Raw genomic sequence first — 15,243 nt, forward strand, 5'->3', positions numbered from 1 at the left:
GGAGATACAGTGCCAGAAATTCCGTAGCTAGTTCTTGAATAAGGCTATTGTCGGACCAAAATGCACTTTGTGACACGTGTTGTGGCTTATTTCGCAGACGGGTCTTACATATGGCGTGAAATGCGACTAAAAGCGCCAGAACGAATAAATACGAACATCAATTTGGCTTTAGTGGCAGGTCCATGGCAGACGACAGTTTCATTCGCGAGGTAAACGAGGAAATCCGTTCGGAACGGGCAAAGCAGATCTGGCGGAATTTTGGTCCGCTGTTGATCGGCGGCGCTGTGGCCATCGTTCTGGGAACGGCTGGCTGGGTCGGCTATCAGCATTGGGTCGACAGCAAGGCTTCCGCTTCCGGTGACAAGTTCCTTGCCGCACTCGATCTTGCCTCGGCAGGCAAGAACGATGAGGCGCTGGCTGCGCTCGACGATCTGGAAAAGACCGGCTACGGTTCTTATCCGGTGTTGGCACGTTTGCGCGCCGCATCAGTGATTGCTGACAAGGGTGATGCCGCCGGCGCCGTGAAGGCGTTCGATGATGTTGCTGCCGATAATGCCGTACCCGATCCGCTGCGCGATGTCGCGCGTCTGCGCGCCGGTTATCTGCTGGTTGACAGCGGTTCCTACGATGATGTTGCCCAGCGCGTCGAAACGCTTTCCGCAGATGGCAATCCGATGCGTTCAAGCGCGCGCGAAGCCTTGGGTCTGGCTGCATGGAAGGCTGAGCGTTTCGATGATGCGGTCAAGCTGTTCCAGCAAATTGCCAATGACAGTCTTGCTCCGGCCAATATCCGCCAGCGTGCCAATACGATGCTCGATCTGATGCGCAGCGCAGGCATCAAAGTGCCTGACGCGCAAAGCACATAACAATTTCTGGAGTTATCTTCTCCCATGGGTTTCACAGTCGCCATCGTCGGGCGTCCTAATGTCGGCAAGTCCACGCTGTTCAATCGCCTCGTCGGCCGCAAGCTGGCGCTGGTCGATGACCTGCCGGGCGTCACGCGCGACCGGCGCATCCACGATGCCAAGCTTTACGATCTGAAATTTCAGGTCATCGACACGGCAGGTCTTGAAGAGGCTGCCAATGACAGCCTGGAAGCGCGCATGCGCGCCCAGACTGAGGCTGCCATTCAGGAAGCCGACGTGATCCTGTTTGTCGTCGATGCCAAGAACGGCCTGACGCCGACCGACAGCACCTTTGCAGAAGTGGTGCGCCGTTCTGGTAAACCAGTCGTGCTGGTCGCCAACAAGGCGGAAGCGCGCGGTGCACAATCGGGCATGTATGACGCTTTCCAGCTCGGTCTTGGCGAGCCGTGCCCGATTTCTGCCGAACATGGTCAGGGTATGCCCGATCTGCGCGATGCCATTGTTGAGCTTTTGGGCGAAGAGCGTGTCTTTGCCGACGAGAAGGAAGAGGAAGCCGCCGACGAGGTTTTCACGCCAAAGGTCGTCGGTGAACTGATCGGCGATGACATCGAAGACCCGGATGAGGAAGAAATCCCGGCCTATGACGCGACCAAGCCTCTGCGCATCGCCATTGTCGGACGCCCGAATGCTGGCAAGTCGACGCTCATCAATACGATGCTTGGTGAAGACCGTCTGCTGACCGGACCGGAAGCAGGCATCACCCGCGACTCGATCTCGGTCGATTGGGAATGGCGCGGCCGCAAGATAAAGCTGTTCGATACGGCCGGTCTGCGCCGCAAGTCGCGCGTGCAGGAAAAGCTCGAAAAGCTATCGGTTGCTGACGGCCTGCGTGCGATCCGCTTTGCGGAAGTTGTCATTATCGTGCTGGATGCGACGATCCCGTTTGAAAAGCAGGACCTCCAGATTGCCGATCTCATCATTCGCGAAGGCCGTGCGCCGATCATCGCGTTCAACAAATGGGATCTGATCGAGGATCGCCAGATGGTTCTGGCTGATCTTTATGAGAAGACGGCGCGCCTGCTGCCGCAGGTGCGCGGGCTTCGCGCTGTGCCGATTTCCGGTGAGCGCGGTCAGGGCATTGACAAGCTCATGGAGAATGTCGTCAAGACCCACGAAATCTGGAACCGACGTGTTTCGACCGGACGTCTCAACCGCTGGCTTGCAGGCGTCATCGCGCACCAGCCGCCACCGGCAGTTTCGGGCCGCCGCCTGAAGGTTAAATATATGACGCAGGTGAAAACCCGCCCGCCGGGTTTCGTCGTCTCCTGCTCGCGTCCCGATGCGATGCCGCAATCCTACGTGCGCTATCTCATCAATGGCCTGCGCGAAACCTTCGATATGCCGGGTGTGCCGATAAGGCTGTCCTTGCGGACTTCGGACAATCCGTTCGCAGGCCGCGCGAAGAAGAAGAAGTGAATACCGCACAGACAAAAAAACCCGGATCGCTCCGGGTTTTTTGTTGTCTGTGTTGGGCTTGAGCCAAATGGTTTCCTCTGTTAATCCGCTGCCTCCCAAAACTCCCGGAAAGGCAGTAGCATGACACCTTCTGATCAGGGGGCTGACCAGAGCCCATTTGATGGCGTGACGCTGGGCATCGATTTTGGCACGACCAACACGGTTCTGTCTGTTGCGGCACCAGATGGTACAACAGCGGTTCTGAGCGTTCCGAAGGATGGCGTAGAGATTACCGGCTATCGCTCGATTCTCTGTTTCTGGCAGGATCGCGAAACCGGTGAGCGCACTGTTGAAAGCGGACCTTGGGCGATGGACGTGTTCGTCAACGCGCCGCATTCCACGCGCATGCTGCAATCATTCAAGACATTCGCAGCATCGAAGTCTTTCACGGATACGCCGGTTTTTGGCAAACGCTTCAAGTTCGAGGATATTCTGACCACCTTCCTCGAAACGGTCGCTGCGCGGTTGGGCGACCGCCTGCCGCCGAAGGGCAATCGCGTGGTCATCGGCAGGCCGGTGATTTTTGCGGGCGCTTCACCGGATGAAGCGCTGGCCATGCAGCGCTATGAAAAGGCGTTCCGGGCGTTCGGTTTCTCCGATATTCACTATGTCTATGAGCCGGTCGCTGCCGCTTATTTCTATGCACAGGAGTTGAAAGCCGAATCCACCGTTCTGGTGGCCGACTTCGGTGGCGGCACGAGTGACTTTTCCATCGTGCGGTTCGAGGTGGACAAGAGTGGCCTCAGCTTCACGCCGCTCAGCCAGACCGGTATTGGCATTGCAGGCGATACGTTCGACTATCGCATCATCGACAACGCCGTTTCGCCACTTCTCGGGAAGGGTATGGAGTACCAGTCCTTCGGCAAAAGGCTGACAATACCCAACCATTATTATGCAAATTTTGCACGCTGGAACACGCTGTTCCTGATGAACTCTCCGGCGACCATCCGCGATCTGGACGAGCTGGCCCGCCAAGCGGTTGACCCGAAACCGCTCGAACATTTCATCAACCTGATCGAGAACGATTACGGCTATGAAATCTACCGCGCCGTTTCGGACCTGAAGGTGCGTCTTTCATCGCAGCGCATGGCGGAGCTGCATTTCAAGGCCGACGACTTTGAAATCCGGTCGGACATAACGCGCAACGATTTTGAAAACTGGATCGCGGACGATGTACGCCAGATCGAACAGTCGGTGCAGAAGGCGGTGGACAACGCGGAGCTGGAAACTGCGTCTATCGACCGCATTTTCCTCACCGGCGGCACGTCTTTCGTGCCAGTCATCCGTACCGTTTTTGAAAACCGCTTTCCCGACGCTGTGGTAACCAGCTCGAACCAGTTTGATTCCATCGCCAACGGTCTGGCACTGATTGGAAAAAGCGGAGATATCGAACGCTGGTCTGTAAAAAGTTAGATCATATCCCCAAAAATGGGAACAGTTTTCAGGATATAACAAGCAAAAACAAAGAGATAGAGCGGTTACAGCCATTCCGTTTTGACTGCAACCGTTCCAGGATCAGGGCAGAATTTCAATTGGCGTTCCGTTTGGTACCCTTGCCCATATGTCATGCATCTCCGCGTTGGTGACAGCAATGCAGCCGTCGGTCCAGTCCCAAAGCCGGTGGGCGGATGCCAGCCAGCCCCAGCCATTTGGCAGGCCATGTATCATGATATTGCCGCCCGGTGCATGACCGGCTGCGGCCGCGGATTGTTTGTCGTTTTCGTTCGGATAGGAAATATGCAGGCTCAGATACGCCATTGAGCGCGGATTGCGCCAGTCGATAACGTAACGCCCTTCCGGGGTCTTTTCATCGCCTTCGCGCTGCTTATGGCCACCGTCGCCATTGCTTCCGAGCGATATATGATACGTGCCGATTGTCTTGCCGTCGCGCAGCAGGGTCATCTGACGGTTGGCCTTTTCCACCCTGATCGCATCGGCTCGTTGTTCGGGCGGCGCGGCAGGGGGAGGGGCAGCCAGACTGATCCGGGCCATGACCTTTGTGTAGCCAAATAATGCAATAGCGATGATCGCTATGACGAAGAATACTTTCTTGATCATGGTGCTCGCTTCGGACAGGTCGGTGTTGACCCCTTTTCACAGATGTCCGGGGCTTACACAAGTCGATCACGGTCTGTGAAGCCAACGCCTCAATTCAAGAAGCGGTTGCCATATCGGCAAAACAAGCGGCAATTTCTTTGTTGGCGCCGAGCTTTTCAGCCCATTTAATGAGATCTGGTATCTCGCTTCTTTCGGCCATCCCGCCCCAGACGTCTTTCAGTTTGGGCGCCTTGCCGGAAATGTCGAAAAAGAAATAGCCGGGATCGGCCACCGGAACATCCGCATGGACCACGGACCAGTTGCCATATTGCATGAAACTCTCAATGTTGATGGAAGCCGGTTTGACTTTCTTGCCGAGGCTTTGCGCGATGAGAGACCTGTAGTCGGACTTCTGCTGCTTGGTAAGCATCGTGGCCACACCGTCGCAGGCAGATTTGGCAAAGCCGCTGCCTGTCGGAAGAGTCATCGCAACAGTAAACAGAAGTGCAGAACGGACTGGCGAAAGGCGTGTGTTCATCATTCCCCTCAGAAAAATGTTCACTTCATTTCAGCAGCATAACCAATCTGCCGGTTATGCATAGGGTGTGTTGACACGCTCATTGCCGCTAAGCAGTGACGGCGATAAGGTCTGGCCATCGAACCAGCAAGGGAGAAGGCCCTTCATGCCAAGCGATGCGAAAGCCGAACGTTTTACCGACAATCTTCGTCAGGGCACCGAACCGTTCTGGTCGCAAGCCGTCGGCCATCGCCTCGTCAGTGAAATCCATGCGGGCATGGTCGCGCCCGATGTCATGACGCGCTATCTGGTGCAGGACCATCGCTTTATTGATTGTTTTCTGTCGCTCCTTGGCGGAACGCTTGTCACTTGCGACAGGATGGAAGCCAAGCTGGTCTTGGGCCGGTTCATCGGCATGATCAGCAGCGATGAGAACTCCTATTTCGAGCGTGCCTTTGCAAAACTTGCTGTTGCCGATGCCGAGCGTTTCGATACGCCTGATGCGCCGCCAACCGCTGCATTTAAGGATTTGATGCTGGAGGCTGCGCGATCCGGCTCCTATGCGATATGTCTGTCGGTGCTGACCGTTGCAGAGTGGCTTTATCTCGACTGGGCTGAAAGGGCGCCGAAGCCTCTGCCCGACGATTTCATTTTCGCCGAATGGATCGTGCTGCATGACAATCCATACTTCGTGGAATTCGTCGGCTTCCTGCGCTCCGAACTCGATCGGGTCGGACCGGCAGCAACAGAAGAATGCCAGCAGTTCTTCCGGCGGGCGGTGGAGCTGGAAAAGGCATTCTTCGATACCGCCTATGAAGGCGTGAACTGATACTTATTGAGCGGATTAATTGCTGGCGGATGGGAAGGGGCAGTTGCTGTCGCCTTCCTCGCATTTCATATATTTTCTGAGGTCGTTGACGCGCTCTGTCGTCATGTCCGACAGACAGATCGAATAGGCCATGCCGGAAATGCTGCCGCCGCCAAAGGTCTGCATGTCACATTCGGCGTCGCGGAAGGCGATCCACGCTCGTTGCGACTGGACCAGCTTTTTCTTCAGGTCCGCATCGTCGGCACGGCGCTGCAAGGTCTTGAATATCTTATTCAGATCGGCATCCGACTTCTTGTAGGCTTTGCCGTAACATTCATTGAGCGCGGCCTGCGAACTTGCGTTCTGGCAGTCATCGGCCTGCGCCGGGGCGATGGCTGCAAAACAACTGCAAGCGACCCCAATGATCGCGATTCTCGAACCCAGCATGAATTTCCTCCCAGAAACTTTGACAATACTATCTTCGCTGCAAATAGAACGGCCGCCATCAAAGAAAAGAGGGCATCTAATCCTCAAATCGGCTCGATCCGTTCCGGTCGCGCTCATAGCCCTTCATGTCCGGGAATGGCGGCAGCCAGGTTTCCCGGCGGATGGTCCAGAGCTCGTAGGTCGGTTTGAACTGGTCCGGTGCGTCAAGTGAGCCGAGATTGACTTCGATTTCGTCGGCGCTTCGTCCGAAAACAGGCGACCCGCAGCGAGGGCAGAAAGACCGCCCCGCATAGTCTCGGGTCTCCCCCTCGACCTTGACGGCAGCCTCAGGAAATATCGCCGACGCATGAAACAAGGCTCCGTGATGTTTGCGGCAGTCAAGGCAATGGCAGATGCCGACCCGATAGGGCCGTCCTGACGCTTCAAAGCGGACATTGCCGCACAGGCATCCACCCGTAACCTTCTCCATGATGCGCCTCCTCACTCCAGCAACCCGGCTTTTACAAAGCTCGATATGCTTAAACCCCGCATTAACCATATTCGTTCATGGTTAATGCGCTGCTGATAATGACTGTATTAGCCAGAGCTGCAAGCGTGTCCTTCACCCATCGGACAAGGTTAATACTCCGTTATCGCCGCATCAGTTTGGTCAGTGTGAGTGGAGTGTGCGGTGCGTCTTGTATCTTTACGAGCGCTGTTTGGTCGAAGGAAGGCCGTTGTCGAGCCGGTGTGGCACTACCCAGTCACGGGCTATTGCCCGGAAGATGGGCGCTACTACGCGGTAAGGGCAAAGCCACGCCAGGCAGTTCATAAACCGCACCGGCTGGTTCCGCTGGTTCTGGCGGCCGTGACATATCTCTTCAACTCCAATGCGATTGCCTTTCAGGACATGGCAAGTCTGGTGCCGTCGGCAGATCTGGGATCGCATCGCTGGACTGCCTTCGTCGCCAAGGCCCCGGTCGGCTCTGTTCATCAGGCTGAAATGCCGTTCGTGGATGCAACGACTGTAACAGGCAGCATCGCAACAAACGGCATCGAAGTGCCGGGCATCGGTCGCGTTGCGCTGTCGGGAGGAAAAAAGACGGCCAAGCTCGGCCCGGATGATCCGAATCCCGACGAAAACCGCATCAATCGTTCCGACAAGACAGGTCGTCTCGTCTCGGTAAAACCCAAGGCACCTGCCAAGGCCTTCACTGCCGGCAGCATGTTTGAAAAGATCAGCATGATCACGCGTCCGCCGGAAAAGACGGACGCGAAAATGGCTTTCTCCAACAAGCTCGAAGGCAAGGAAATCGCCATCACTATGGCATTCCATGCGGTTAAACCACCGAAGCCGCGCTCGGCAATGCCGACACAGCTTGCGAAGCTCATTACCAATGACCAGCCCGATGTGCTGGCCCTTGGTTATGCGCCTGTGACGCCGGACTATGGCAAGTCATCGCCGTTCGAGAGCATTTTGAAGCCGCAACCGGATGAAGGCCGCTTCGTGCCGCCGATTGGTGAGAAAGACCATGAATGGGCAGCAACGCCGCTGCCTCCTTCCGCTTTCAGCAAGAGCGAGCAGAAGTGTCTTGCCGAGGCTGTCTATTATGAAGCGCGCGGCGAAACGGTTAAGGGGCAGGTCGCCGTCGCGCAGGTGGTCCTCAACCGTGTTCGCAATCCCGCCTATCCGGGATCGATCTGCGGTGTGGTCTATCAGAATCGCGACTGGCTCAATGCCTGCCAGTTCTCTTTTGCCTGCGACGGCCAGAAGCACCGCGTGACTGAGATGCCGCAATGGCGCATGGCGCAGCAGGTTGCAAAGACTGTGTCTGCCGGTCAGATATGGCTGCCGGAAGTCGGCTCCGCCACCCATTACCACGCGACCTATGTTCGTCCGTTCTGGGCCCCGACCATGAAGAAGGTCGCCAAGATTGGCCTGCACGTCTTCTACCGGACCTATGGTGGCGGGTGGAGCTGATCGCTTCACTCCCCTTCCATGATGAGGCTGGTCTGTTTCAACTCACGTTTTTGTTAGCGGACTAAAAATGCGAACAGGCGCATAAGGCGGAATCTTATTCTCGCCCAAACAGGGTGTGACCGTCCAAAATCGATTCCGTTTTTTTAGCCAATAATGTGACCAATCTAATCCTTTGATCGGAAAATGAGTCGCACCAATGGTTAAATTATTGAATTTTCTTGATAAAAAACCTTCTGGACCAATGCCTGCACCGCCTTGACTAGCGGACGGCGTGTCAATATGTTGCGCGCAACTTGGAAATGGGATTGAAATCCTCGTATTTCTTGAGAAAAGGAGCTGCCAATGGCGCGCGGGACTGAACCCGGAAAGCCATCCGGTGCAATCAAGAATGCGAAGAACGAACCCGGTTCCGGGGAGCTGGATCAGCGTTTGAACCGCCTGGAGGCCGAACTGGCCAAGAAGGGTGTGTTCAAGCAACCGGCTTCTGAGGACGAGCGATCGACGACTTCAAGTTCGGTCGCGCAGGCCATGAAGATTTCGAGCGAGTTTATCGCAGGAGTTGTGGTCGGTGCGCTGATTGGCTGGTTCATCGATCGCGTCGCCGGTACATCGCCCTGGGGATTGATCGTATTTCTCCTTCTGGGCTTTGGCGCGGGTGTCCTTAACGTGCTTCGTTCCGCTGGATATGTTGCCGAACAGGGTAACTTTAAATCTAGCGCGGAAAAGAACGACAAGAAATAGAGCTTGACGAGCCTTATGGTAAAGTTCGTTCAAGTGTAAGTGAACAAGCGGACCTTCTGGTCCGAGACTGAAGCGCCTTCGGGCAGACCAAACGCCTTCGGGCAGGCCAAATTGCCTTCGGGCAGGGAAGACAGACGAGGTTAAGGTGGCGAACGATCCGATCCATCAGTTCCAGGTTTCCCGGTGGATTCCCATCGATGTAGGCGGCGTGGACCTGTCGTTCACGAATGTATCGGCCTTCATGGTCGCGACCGTCGTGGTCGCTTCGGGCTTCCTTTATCTGACTTCTTCGGGTCGCGGCCTGATCCCGACCCGTCTTCAGTCGGTGTCGGAAATGGCGTATGAATTCGTGGCCACAAGCCTGCGGGATTCGGCCGGCTCGAAGGGTATGAAGTTCTTCCCCTTCGTCTTCTCGCTGTTCATGTTCGTTCTGGTCGCAAACTTCCTTGGTCTCTTCCCATATTTCTATACGGTAACGAGCCAGATCATCGTGACGTTTGCGCTTGCCGTTCTGGTTATCGGCACGGTCATTGTCTACGGCTTTTTCAAGCACGGCTTGGGTTTCCTCAAGCTGTTTGTGCCGAGCGGCGTTCCGGCCATTATCGTGCCGCTGGTTGTTGCCATTGAAATCATCTCGTTCCTGTCGCGTCCGATCAGCCTTTCGGTTCGTCTTTTTGCGAACATGCTTGCTGGTCACATCACGCTCAAGGTTTTTGCGGGCTTCGTCGTTTCGCTGGCAGCGCTCGGACCAATCGGCATCGGCGGTGCCGTGCTGCCGCTGATCATGACTGTTGCGATCACCGCACTGGAATTCCTCGTAGCCTTCCTGCAGGCCTACGTGTTTACCGTTCTCACCTGCATGTACATCAACGACGCAGTACATCCGGGACACTGAGTTCAAGCCGGCGGGCGACCGCCAGAACTGAAATCCGCGCTTATATTCAATCCAGAAGGAGCTTAACATGGAAGCGGAAGCAGCAAAGTACATCGGCGCCGGTCTCGCCTGTTTCGGTATGGCCGGTACGGCTCTCGGCCTTGGCAATATCTTCGGCAACTACCTCTCCGGCGCTCTGCGCAACCCGTCCGCCGCTGACAGCCAGTTCGGCCGTCTGGTGTTCGGTTTCGCCGTTACGGAAGCTCTGGGCATCTTCTCGCTGCTCATCGCGCTTCTGCTCCTCTTCGCCGTCTAATCAACGGTCGCAAGAAACGGGCTGGCCGCGAAGCAGCTTTTGGAACATGGCTTTTCTGGTCATGTTCCGTCGAAAGATGCAGACGCGGCTGGCCTTTGCATATGTCGTCTGAGTAAGGCATGATCCTTCTCCATCTGGATCAGATCGTGCTGGATTAAAGGGGAAATCTGGATGTTCGTGTCCACGGCGTTTGCCCAAACCGCCACCGAATCGCAACCGGCACCTGCTGCTGGCGAGCACGGCGCAGCCGATGCTGTGCACACCGAAACCGGGGTCGCTCACGATGCCGGACACGGCAGCGGCGTATTCCCGCCGTTTGATTCCACCCATTATGCATCGCAGATCCTTTGGCTCGCGATTACCTTCGGGCTTTTCTATCTGTTCATGTCGCGCGTGGTTCTGCCGCGCATCGGCGGCGTGATCGAAACCCGTCGTGACCGCATCGCTCAGGATCTCGAGCAGGCAGCCCGCCTCAAGCAGGATGCCGACAACGCTATTGCTGCCTATGAGCAGGAACTGGCCCAGGCTCGCACCAAGGCCGCTTCGATCGCCGAAGCTGCTCGTGAAAAGGGCAAGGGCGAAGCCGACGCTGAACGCGCTGCGGCCGAAGCCAAGCTTGAAAGCAAGCTTAAGGAAGCCGAAGAACGTATCGCCGCGATCAAGGCCAAGGCCATGAACGATGTCGGCAATATTGCCGAGGAAACTACGGCAGAGATCGTTGAACAGCTTCTGGGCACCAAAGCCGACAAGGCTGCGGTAACAGCAGCCGTCAAGGCCTCGAACGCCTGAGGAGAGGACAATGGACGCTACATTCTGGGCACTGATTGGCCTCATCATCTTTCTGGCGATCCTCGCCTATCTCAAGGTTCCGGCCATGGTCGGTCGTTCGCTCGACGAGCGCGCTGACCGCATCAAGAACGAACTGGAAGAAGCCCGCACGCTTCGCGAAGAGGCTCAGCAGTTGCTCGCCGAATATCATCGCAAGCGCAAAGAAGCCGAAAAGGAAGCAAGCGATATCGTTGCTTCCGCCGAGCGTGAAGCCAAGGCGCTTCTCGCAGACGCCAAGCGCGCGACGGAAGAATATGTTGCACGCCGCAACAAGCTCGCCGAGCAGAAGATCGCAACGGCTGAAGTCGATGCCATAAACGCTGTTCGTGCTTCAGCAGTGGACCTCGCAGTCGCCGCTGCCGGCAAAATCGTCGCAGACAAGGTCGACACGAAACTCGCAGGCAACCTGTTCAAGGATGCACTGACGCAGGTTAAGTCGAACCTGAACTAATCTTGGCCTATATAGTTTTTGCAAAACGCCGCCTCAGAAGGGCGGCGTTTTTGCTATTTTTCTGGTCGCAACTGAACTCGATATCAATCTGGCTGGAAGCTGGTTTCCATTCCGCCCAGCTTTCGGAACAGTGGTCGATAGTCCTCCAAAGCGAGGTCTTGTAATTCGGAGGCCTGCTGTAGCGTGAACCATCGCAGTTCCGTGTGCTCCTTGTCGCGGATGGAAGGATGACCATCCCAGGCGGTGATAGCAAAGAGGTGGAATGACGCGACCGGATCTGCGACCTCTATAGTACTAAGAAACGAGAACAACCGGATCGTTAGTCCGAGTTCCTCATGAATTTCCCGCTGGAGCGCGCCTTCAAAGCTCTCGCCTGCTTCAACATGACCACCAGGAAAACTCCATCGGTTTGGATAGGCGCGGCGCTCTGGGCTGCGAGGCCCAAGAAGAATGCCCCTGGGGCCGACGAAGACCGCATTGACAATATCCGGCATGATGTCCCTCCGAAGGTGCAAAGTGAGGTCAGTCCTTGAGGTCTGCCAGATGTGTAAGCGGCAGCTCTCCTTGTGATTTGACCGTTTGAATGGCGAAGTTGCTCCGAATGTCGATCACGCCGGGAAGCCGCAACAGCGTGCCGGATAGAAAGCGTTCATAGGCAGCGAGATCAGCGACCACCACTTGCAACAGGAAATCGGATTCTCCCGACACAAGATGGCATGAGAAGACCTCAGGCAGATTCTGCACTGAGGTGCGAAACGCTGTTGCAGTTTCCTCATGATGGCGCTCCACCCGGATGCCAACGAAAACAGTCAATCCAAGCCCGACCGCATTGCGGTCGAGTGCTGCATGATAACCTTGAATAGCACCGGCCTTTTCGAGCATCTTGACGCGCCGCAGGCATGGAGAAGGCGACAAGCCGATTTTCTCCGCGAGTTGCACATTTGAGAGCCGCGCATCTTGCTGAAGTGCGGTCAGTATCTTGCGGTCGATAGCGTCTAGTTTCATTTTTGGCATGATCCACCAGAGAATCTTTTGATACTGGTTAAATATACCAGAAAATGGTCGCCCAGCGCCATAAATCGCAAGGACATGCGTATGCACCTCCGCATAGTTTCACCAAGCAAATGTTTCACATAGCCGACCGGCTGGCATGGTCTATTTGGGTGATATTGATGAGCGAAATGTGGTTATATGCAGGTGCATTGGCGGCTGCGTTTCTTATTCCGGGACCCGATATGATTCTGTTGTTCCAGACCGGCGCGGTCCAGGGCAGAGGGCATGCGCTGGCCGCGGCTACAGGACTGGCAATCGCGCGCTCTTGTCATGTGGCGCTCGCCGCACTCGGTCTCGCGGCGCTCCTACATGCCTTTCCGGTCGCGTTTCAGTTGGTCCGGATTATCGGCGCTTGTTATCTGGTATGGCTTGCCATAGGCATTCTGCGCCACCCGCTGCCGACAGCGGGTACAGTCGGTGGTGTTCGTGGCCGACGATCCTATCTGGCGTCGGCCCGGAAAGGTCTTCTCACCAATCTGCTGAACCCGAAAGCCTTGTTGTTCTGTTCGGTCCTGCTGCCGCAGTTTGTTCATCCAGAAAACGGGAGCATCATGCTTCAGTTCGCATTTCTGGGAGCTGTCATGACCATGGTTGGGTTGTTGTTCGATACGATTTACGCTTTTACAGGATCGTCACTTGGAAACCTGTTCAAACGCTACCCGGCTATACAGGCGGTCCAACGCTGGGGGTTTGCAGCGCTGCTTTTCGGCTTCGCCGCCAAGTTGGCGACTGTTTAAACGCTATACCGGCCTTTGATGGGTGCGAAAGTGTAACGGTGGATGCCGGGAACGGGACCAGCGGCTTCGATGGCGGTGCGATGCTTCACTGTCGCATAGCCTGCATGAATCTCCAGCCCATAAGGTGGATGCGCCAGGCCGGCACGGATCATCATCCGGTCGCGTGTTACCTTGGCGACGATTGAGGCTGCGGCGATGGAGACCGAGCGCTGATCACCCTTAACCAAAGCCGAACCCGGGCAGGGAAGCCCAGGGGGAACATCACGCCCGTCGATCAGCGCGTGGCATGGGTCCAAGGTCAGGCCAACCGAAGCGCGACGCATGGCTTCCAGTGCGGCCTTCCTGATGTCACTTGCGTCGATACTGCGTGCGCTGAGGCTAGCAACAGAAACGGTAACGGCCTTGGTCAGGATGGTTTCGTAGAGGGCTTCCCGTTTTGCTGCTGTGAGACGCTTGGAATCATCCAGGCCATCTGGAAGGTTGTTTATATCGAGCACGACGGCGGCAGCCACGACAGGACCGGCCAGGGGTCCGCGCCCGGCTTCATCGATGCCGACGATGTGTTTCAGGCCGCGCGAAAGCAGTCTTTTCTCTTCGGAAAAGTCAGGCGCGAGCGGGATATCAAAGAGAAGCGGAGAATCAGAAGCCGAGCGTTTCATTTGGCGGCGATGCTCGCATCGCTTCCGATTCTCCGCAAGGGCCCTGCTCGAGGATGGTGGCGTGAAAGCAGGTAGCCCCTCCGTCTGAAGGACTGATCAGACGGAAATTGAATTGACGGCTGTTAGGGTAAAGGGTTTGAAAACGTGTCGACCCAAGGTGAGACTGATCTGTACTGCCTTTCTGTGCGCCCTTCCTAGAACAGCGAAAGCTGTTTACCTCCCTTTTCTACGGGCTCGAACAGATCGGTACGTAACTGCAGGCGACGCGCATTGAAGCCGAGCTTGCGTGCTGTAATCTCGAAACGACGTCCGATCTGCCATGCATAGGGACCAGTACCGCGCATGCGCTTGCCCCATTCTGCATCATAGTCCTTGCCGTCGCGCATGGAACGCACCAGCGACATGACATGACGGTAGCGATCCGGGTAATTGCGCAGCAGCCAATCTTTGAACAAAGGTGCTACTTCGAGTGGCAGGCGCAGCAGAACATAACCCGCTTCGCGCGCGCCTTGCGCATAGGCGGCATCCAGAATGCGCTCGATCTCATGATCGTTGATACCCGGAATGACCGGCCCCATCATCACGGAGGCCGGGATGCCTGCATCGGCCAGCTTGCGGATGGCTTGAAGCCGCAATGTCGGCGTTGAGGCGCGAGGCTCCATCGTACGGGACAGATGGGCATCAAGCGTCGTCACAGACAGGGCAACCTTGGCCAGTCCCTTCTCTGCCATACGGCTCAAAATATCGATGTCACGTACCACAAGGGCTGATTTCGTCACGATGCCAACCGGATGATTGGCGGCCTCCAGTACTTCAAGGATTTCGCGCATGATGCGCCATTTCTTCTCAACCGGCTGGTAAGGATCGGTGTTGGTGCCGATGGCAATTGTTCTCGGCTGATAATTAGGCTTGGCCAGCTCGCGCTCCAAAAGGCGTGCGGCATCCGGCTTTGCAAACAGTCTGGATTCGAAATCAAGACCGGCAGAAAGTCCCATGTAACTATGGGTCGGGCGGGCAAAGCAATAAATGCACCCGTGCTCGCAGCCTCGGTACGGGTTGATTGATCGGTCGAAATTGATATCTGGCGAGTCGTTGCGGGTGATGATCGTGCGCGGCTTTTCGATCTGCACATCGGTCTTGAACGGTGGCAGTTCCTCAAGCGTGGTCCAGCCGTCATCGAAATCATGGCGTGTTGTCGGCTCGAAACGTCCGGTCGGGTTAATACCTGCACCACGCCCGCGCCTGCGAGCATGATCGATGCGCAGGCCAGCTTCACCGATCATCGCATTGGCGTGATCGGCGCGCCCACTGCCGAAGGCGGCCCTGTCGGCTTGCTTGATGATATCTGCCTGCTGGATCACTTCCATCTTCGTCTCCCTGAATGGAAACATCGGGCGTTGTGCAATCACGGCGAAAACAAACCAGGAAATAGTG

Annotated in this window: 19 protein-coding genes; 11 read left to right on the top strand and 8 right to left on the bottom strand. The window is 56.2% G+C overall.

What is annotated here, in order from left to right; translation table 11 throughout:
- The first annotated feature begins 182 nt into the window (after positions 1–182).
- The 3 genes from FJQ48_RS01530 to FJQ48_RS01540 all read left to right on the top strand — a co-directional run bounded on the left by FJQ48_RS01530 (position 183) and on the right by FJQ48_RS01540 (position 3,794).
- Positions 183–866, top strand: coding sequence for a tetratricopeptide repeat protein (locus FJQ48_RS01530; RefSeq protein ID WP_139973455.1), 684 nt, complete (start codon positions 183–185; stop codon positions 864–866).
- A 24-nt stretch (positions 867–890) separates the two neighbouring features.
- Positions 891–2,342: a ribosome biogenesis GTPase Der gene (gene der, locus FJQ48_RS01535; protein ID WP_139973456.1), complete on the top strand. Its 1,452-nt coding sequence runs from the start codon at positions 891–893 to the stop codon at positions 2,340–2,342.
- A gap of 120 nt (positions 2,343–2,462) precedes the next feature.
- Complete coding sequence (locus FJQ48_RS01540) at positions 2,463–3,794, top strand: Hsp70 family protein (protein WP_139973457.1); 1,332 nt, start codon at positions 2,463–2,465, stop codon at positions 3,792–3,794.
- 102 nt (positions 3,795–3,896) lie between these two features.
- On the opposite strand, the gene FJQ48_RS01545 is transcribed toward FJQ48_RS01540, so the two are convergent.
- Together FJQ48_RS01545 and FJQ48_RS01550 are read right to left on the bottom strand one after the other, a co-directional pair.
- Positions 3,897–4,439, bottom strand: coding sequence for a L,D-transpeptidase family protein (locus FJQ48_RS01545; protein ID WP_139973458.1), 543 nt, complete (start codon positions 4,437–4,439; stop codon positions 3,897–3,899).
- 94 nt (positions 4,440–4,533) lie between these two features.
- Positions 4,534–4,959: a hypothetical protein gene (locus tag FJQ48_RS01550; RefSeq protein WP_247870275.1), complete on the bottom strand. Its 426-nt coding sequence runs from the start codon at positions 4,957–4,959 to the stop codon at positions 4,534–4,536.
- A 142-nt stretch (positions 4,960–5,101) separates the two neighbouring features.
- On the opposite strand from FJQ48_RS01550, the gene FJQ48_RS01555 reads away from it, so the two are divergent.
- Entirely contained in the window at positions 5,102–5,764 is a 663-nt protein-coding gene (locus tag FJQ48_RS01555) for a TenA family protein (RefSeq protein ID WP_139973459.1), read from the top strand.
- A gap of 15 nt (positions 5,765–5,779) precedes the next feature.
- On the opposite strand, the gene FJQ48_RS01560 is transcribed toward FJQ48_RS01555, so the two are convergent.
- Positions 5,780–6,190 (bottom strand): lysozyme inhibitor LprI family protein, encoded by a 411-nt coding sequence (locus tag FJQ48_RS01560; protein ID WP_139973460.1) that lies wholly within the window; start codon positions 6,188–6,190, stop codon positions 5,780–5,782.
- Between the two features lie 76 nt (positions 6,191–6,266).
- Positions 6,267–6,659, bottom strand: a complete 393-nt coding sequence (locus FJQ48_RS01565) for a GFA family protein (protein WP_139973461.1) — start codon at positions 6,657–6,659, stop codon at positions 6,267–6,269.
- Positions 6,660–6,860: 201 nt separating this feature from the next.
- Between FJQ48_RS01565 and FJQ48_RS01570 the strand changes: the two genes are divergently transcribed.
- The 6 genes from FJQ48_RS01570 to FJQ48_RS01595 all read left to right on the top strand — a co-directional run bounded on the left by FJQ48_RS01570 (position 6,861) and on the right by FJQ48_RS01595 (position 11,360).
- The gene (locus tag FJQ48_RS01570; RefSeq protein WP_139973462.1) at positions 6,861–8,150 is read left to right on the top strand and encodes a cell wall hydrolase; all 1,290 of its coding nucleotides are present in this window, start codon (positions 6,861–6,863) and stop codon (positions 8,148–8,150) included.
- Between the two features lie 342 nt (positions 8,151–8,492).
- Complete coding sequence (locus FJQ48_RS01575) at positions 8,493–8,891, top strand: AtpZ/AtpI family protein (RefSeq protein ID WP_139973463.1); 399 nt, start codon at positions 8,493–8,495, stop codon at positions 8,889–8,891.
- A 145-nt stretch (positions 8,892–9,036) separates the two neighbouring features.
- Positions 9,037–9,786, top strand: coding sequence for a F0F1 ATP synthase subunit A (locus FJQ48_RS01580; RefSeq protein ID WP_139973464.1), 750 nt, complete (start codon positions 9,037–9,039; stop codon positions 9,784–9,786).
- A 67-nt stretch (positions 9,787–9,853) separates the two neighbouring features.
- On the top strand, positions 9,854–10,081 hold the full coding sequence (locus FJQ48_RS01585; protein ID WP_006466154.1) for a F0F1 ATP synthase subunit C: 228 nt from the start codon (positions 9,854–9,856) through the stop codon (positions 10,079–10,081).
- A 171-nt stretch (positions 10,082–10,252) separates the two neighbouring features.
- Positions 10,253–10,870 carry a F0F1 ATP synthase subunit B gene (locus FJQ48_RS01590; RefSeq protein WP_139973465.1) on the top strand — a complete coding sequence of 206 codons (618 nt, stop codon included), beginning with the start codon at positions 10,253–10,255 and terminating at the stop codon, positions 10,868–10,870.
- Positions 10,871–10,880: 10 nt separating this feature from the next.
- Positions 10,881–11,360, top strand: a complete 480-nt coding sequence (locus tag FJQ48_RS01595; protein ID WP_139973466.1) for a F0F1 ATP synthase subunit B — start codon at positions 10,881–10,883, stop codon at positions 11,358–11,360.
- Between the two features lie 83 nt (positions 11,361–11,443).
- Here the strand turns inward: FJQ48_RS01595 and FJQ48_RS01600 are convergent, their stop codons facing one another.
- Together FJQ48_RS01600 and FJQ48_RS01605 are read right to left on the bottom strand one after the other, a co-directional pair.
- A complete protein-coding gene (locus FJQ48_RS01600; protein WP_139973467.1) occupies positions 11,444–11,854 on the bottom strand; it encodes an NUDIX domain-containing protein in 411 nt (136 codons plus the stop codon).
- A 28-nt stretch (positions 11,855–11,882) separates the two neighbouring features.
- The gene (locus FJQ48_RS01605) at positions 11,883–12,374 is read right to left on the bottom strand and encodes an Lrp/AsnC family transcriptional regulator (protein WP_139973468.1); all 492 of its coding nucleotides are present in this window, start codon (positions 12,372–12,374) and stop codon (positions 11,883–11,885) included.
- Positions 12,375–12,532: 158 nt separating this feature from the next.
- Here FJQ48_RS01605 and FJQ48_RS01610 point away from each other — a divergent pair, with 158 nt between their 5' ends.
- Positions 12,533–13,150, top strand: coding sequence for a LysE family translocator (locus tag FJQ48_RS01610; protein ID WP_139973469.1), 618 nt, complete (start codon positions 12,533–12,535; stop codon positions 13,148–13,150).
- On the opposite strand, the gene FJQ48_RS01615 is transcribed toward FJQ48_RS01610, so the two are convergent.
- Both FJQ48_RS01615 and FJQ48_RS01620 read right to left on the bottom strand, forming a co-directional pair.
- Positions 13,147–13,809: a ribonuclease HII gene (locus FJQ48_RS01615; RefSeq protein WP_139973470.1), complete on the bottom strand. Its 663-nt coding sequence runs from the start codon at positions 13,807–13,809 to the stop codon at positions 13,147–13,149. The two genes, FJQ48_RS01610 and FJQ48_RS01615, sit on opposite strands and share 4 nt — an antisense overlap.
- Positions 13,810–14,003: 194 nt before the next feature.
- Entirely contained in the window at positions 14,004–15,176 is a 1,173-nt protein-coding gene (locus FJQ48_RS01620) for a PA0069 family radical SAM protein (protein ID WP_139973471.1), read from the bottom strand.
- Positions 15,177–15,243: the final 67 nt, after the last annotated feature.

This window comes from Ochrobactrum sp. CGA5 (assembly GCF_006345815.1).
GTDB lineage: Bacteria > Pseudomonadota > Alphaproteobacteria > Rhizobiales > Rhizobiaceae > Brucella.

What these genes read in the sequence shown, in the direction of transcription:
- FJQ48_RS01530 (WP_139973455.1), top strand. Translation starts at nt 183, where the DNA reads ATGGCAGACGACAGTTTCATTCGCGAGGTAAACGAGGAAATCCGTTCG.
- der (WP_139973456.1), top strand. Translation starts at nt 891, where the DNA reads ATGGGTTTCACAGTCGCCATCGTCGGGCGTCCTAATGTCGGCAAGTCC.
- FJQ48_RS01540 (WP_139973457.1), top strand. Translation starts at nt 2,463, where the DNA reads ATGACACCTTCTGATCAGGGGGCTGACCAGAGCCCATTTGATGGCGTG.
- FJQ48_RS01545 (WP_139973458.1), bottom strand. Translation starts at nt 4,439, where the DNA reads ATGATCAAGAAAGTATTCTTCGTCATAGCGATCATCGCTATTGCATTA.
- FJQ48_RS01550 (WP_247870275.1), bottom strand. Translation starts at nt 4,959, where the DNA reads ATGATGAACACACGCCTTTCGCCAGTCCGTTCTGCACTTCTGTTTACT.
- FJQ48_RS01555 (WP_139973459.1), top strand. Translation starts at nt 5,102, where the DNA reads ATGCCAAGCGATGCGAAAGCCGAACGTTTTACCGACAATCTTCGTCAG.
- FJQ48_RS01560 (WP_139973460.1), bottom strand. Translation starts at nt 6,190, where the DNA reads ATGCTGGGTTCGAGAATCGCGATCATTGGGGTCGCTTGCAGTTGTTTT.
- FJQ48_RS01565 (WP_139973461.1), bottom strand. Translation starts at nt 6,659, where the DNA reads ATGGAGAAGGTTACGGGTGGATGCCTGTGCGGCAATGTCCGCTTTGAA.
- FJQ48_RS01575 (WP_139973463.1), top strand. Translation starts at nt 8,493, where the DNA reads ATGGCGCGCGGGACTGAACCCGGAAAGCCATCCGGTGCAATCAAGAAT.
- FJQ48_RS01585 (WP_006466154.1), top strand. Translation starts at nt 9,854, where the DNA reads ATGGAAGCGGAAGCAGCAAAGTACATCGGCGCCGGTCTCGCCTGTTTC.
- FJQ48_RS01590 (WP_139973465.1), top strand. Translation starts at nt 10,253, where the DNA reads ATGTTCGTGTCCACGGCGTTTGCCCAAACCGCCACCGAATCGCAACCG.
- FJQ48_RS01595 (WP_139973466.1), top strand. Translation starts at nt 10,881, where the DNA reads ATGGACGCTACATTCTGGGCACTGATTGGCCTCATCATCTTTCTGGCG.
- FJQ48_RS01600 (WP_139973467.1), bottom strand. Translation starts at nt 11,854, where the DNA reads ATGCCGGATATTGTCAATGCGGTCTTCGTCGGCCCCAGGGGCATTCTT.
- FJQ48_RS01605 (WP_139973468.1), bottom strand. Translation starts at nt 12,374, where the DNA reads ATGCCAAAAATGAAACTAGACGCTATCGACCGCAAGATACTGACCGCA.
- FJQ48_RS01610 (WP_139973469.1), top strand. Translation starts at nt 12,533, where the DNA reads ATGAGCGAAATGTGGTTATATGCAGGTGCATTGGCGGCTGCGTTTCTT.
- FJQ48_RS01615 (WP_139973470.1), bottom strand. Translation starts at nt 13,809, where the DNA reads ATGAAACGCTCGGCTTCTGATTCTCCGCTTCTCTTTGATATCCCGCTC.
- FJQ48_RS01620 (WP_139973471.1), bottom strand. Translation starts at nt 15,176, where the DNA reads ATGGAAGTGATCCAGCAGGCAGATATCATCAAGCAAGCCGACAGGGCC.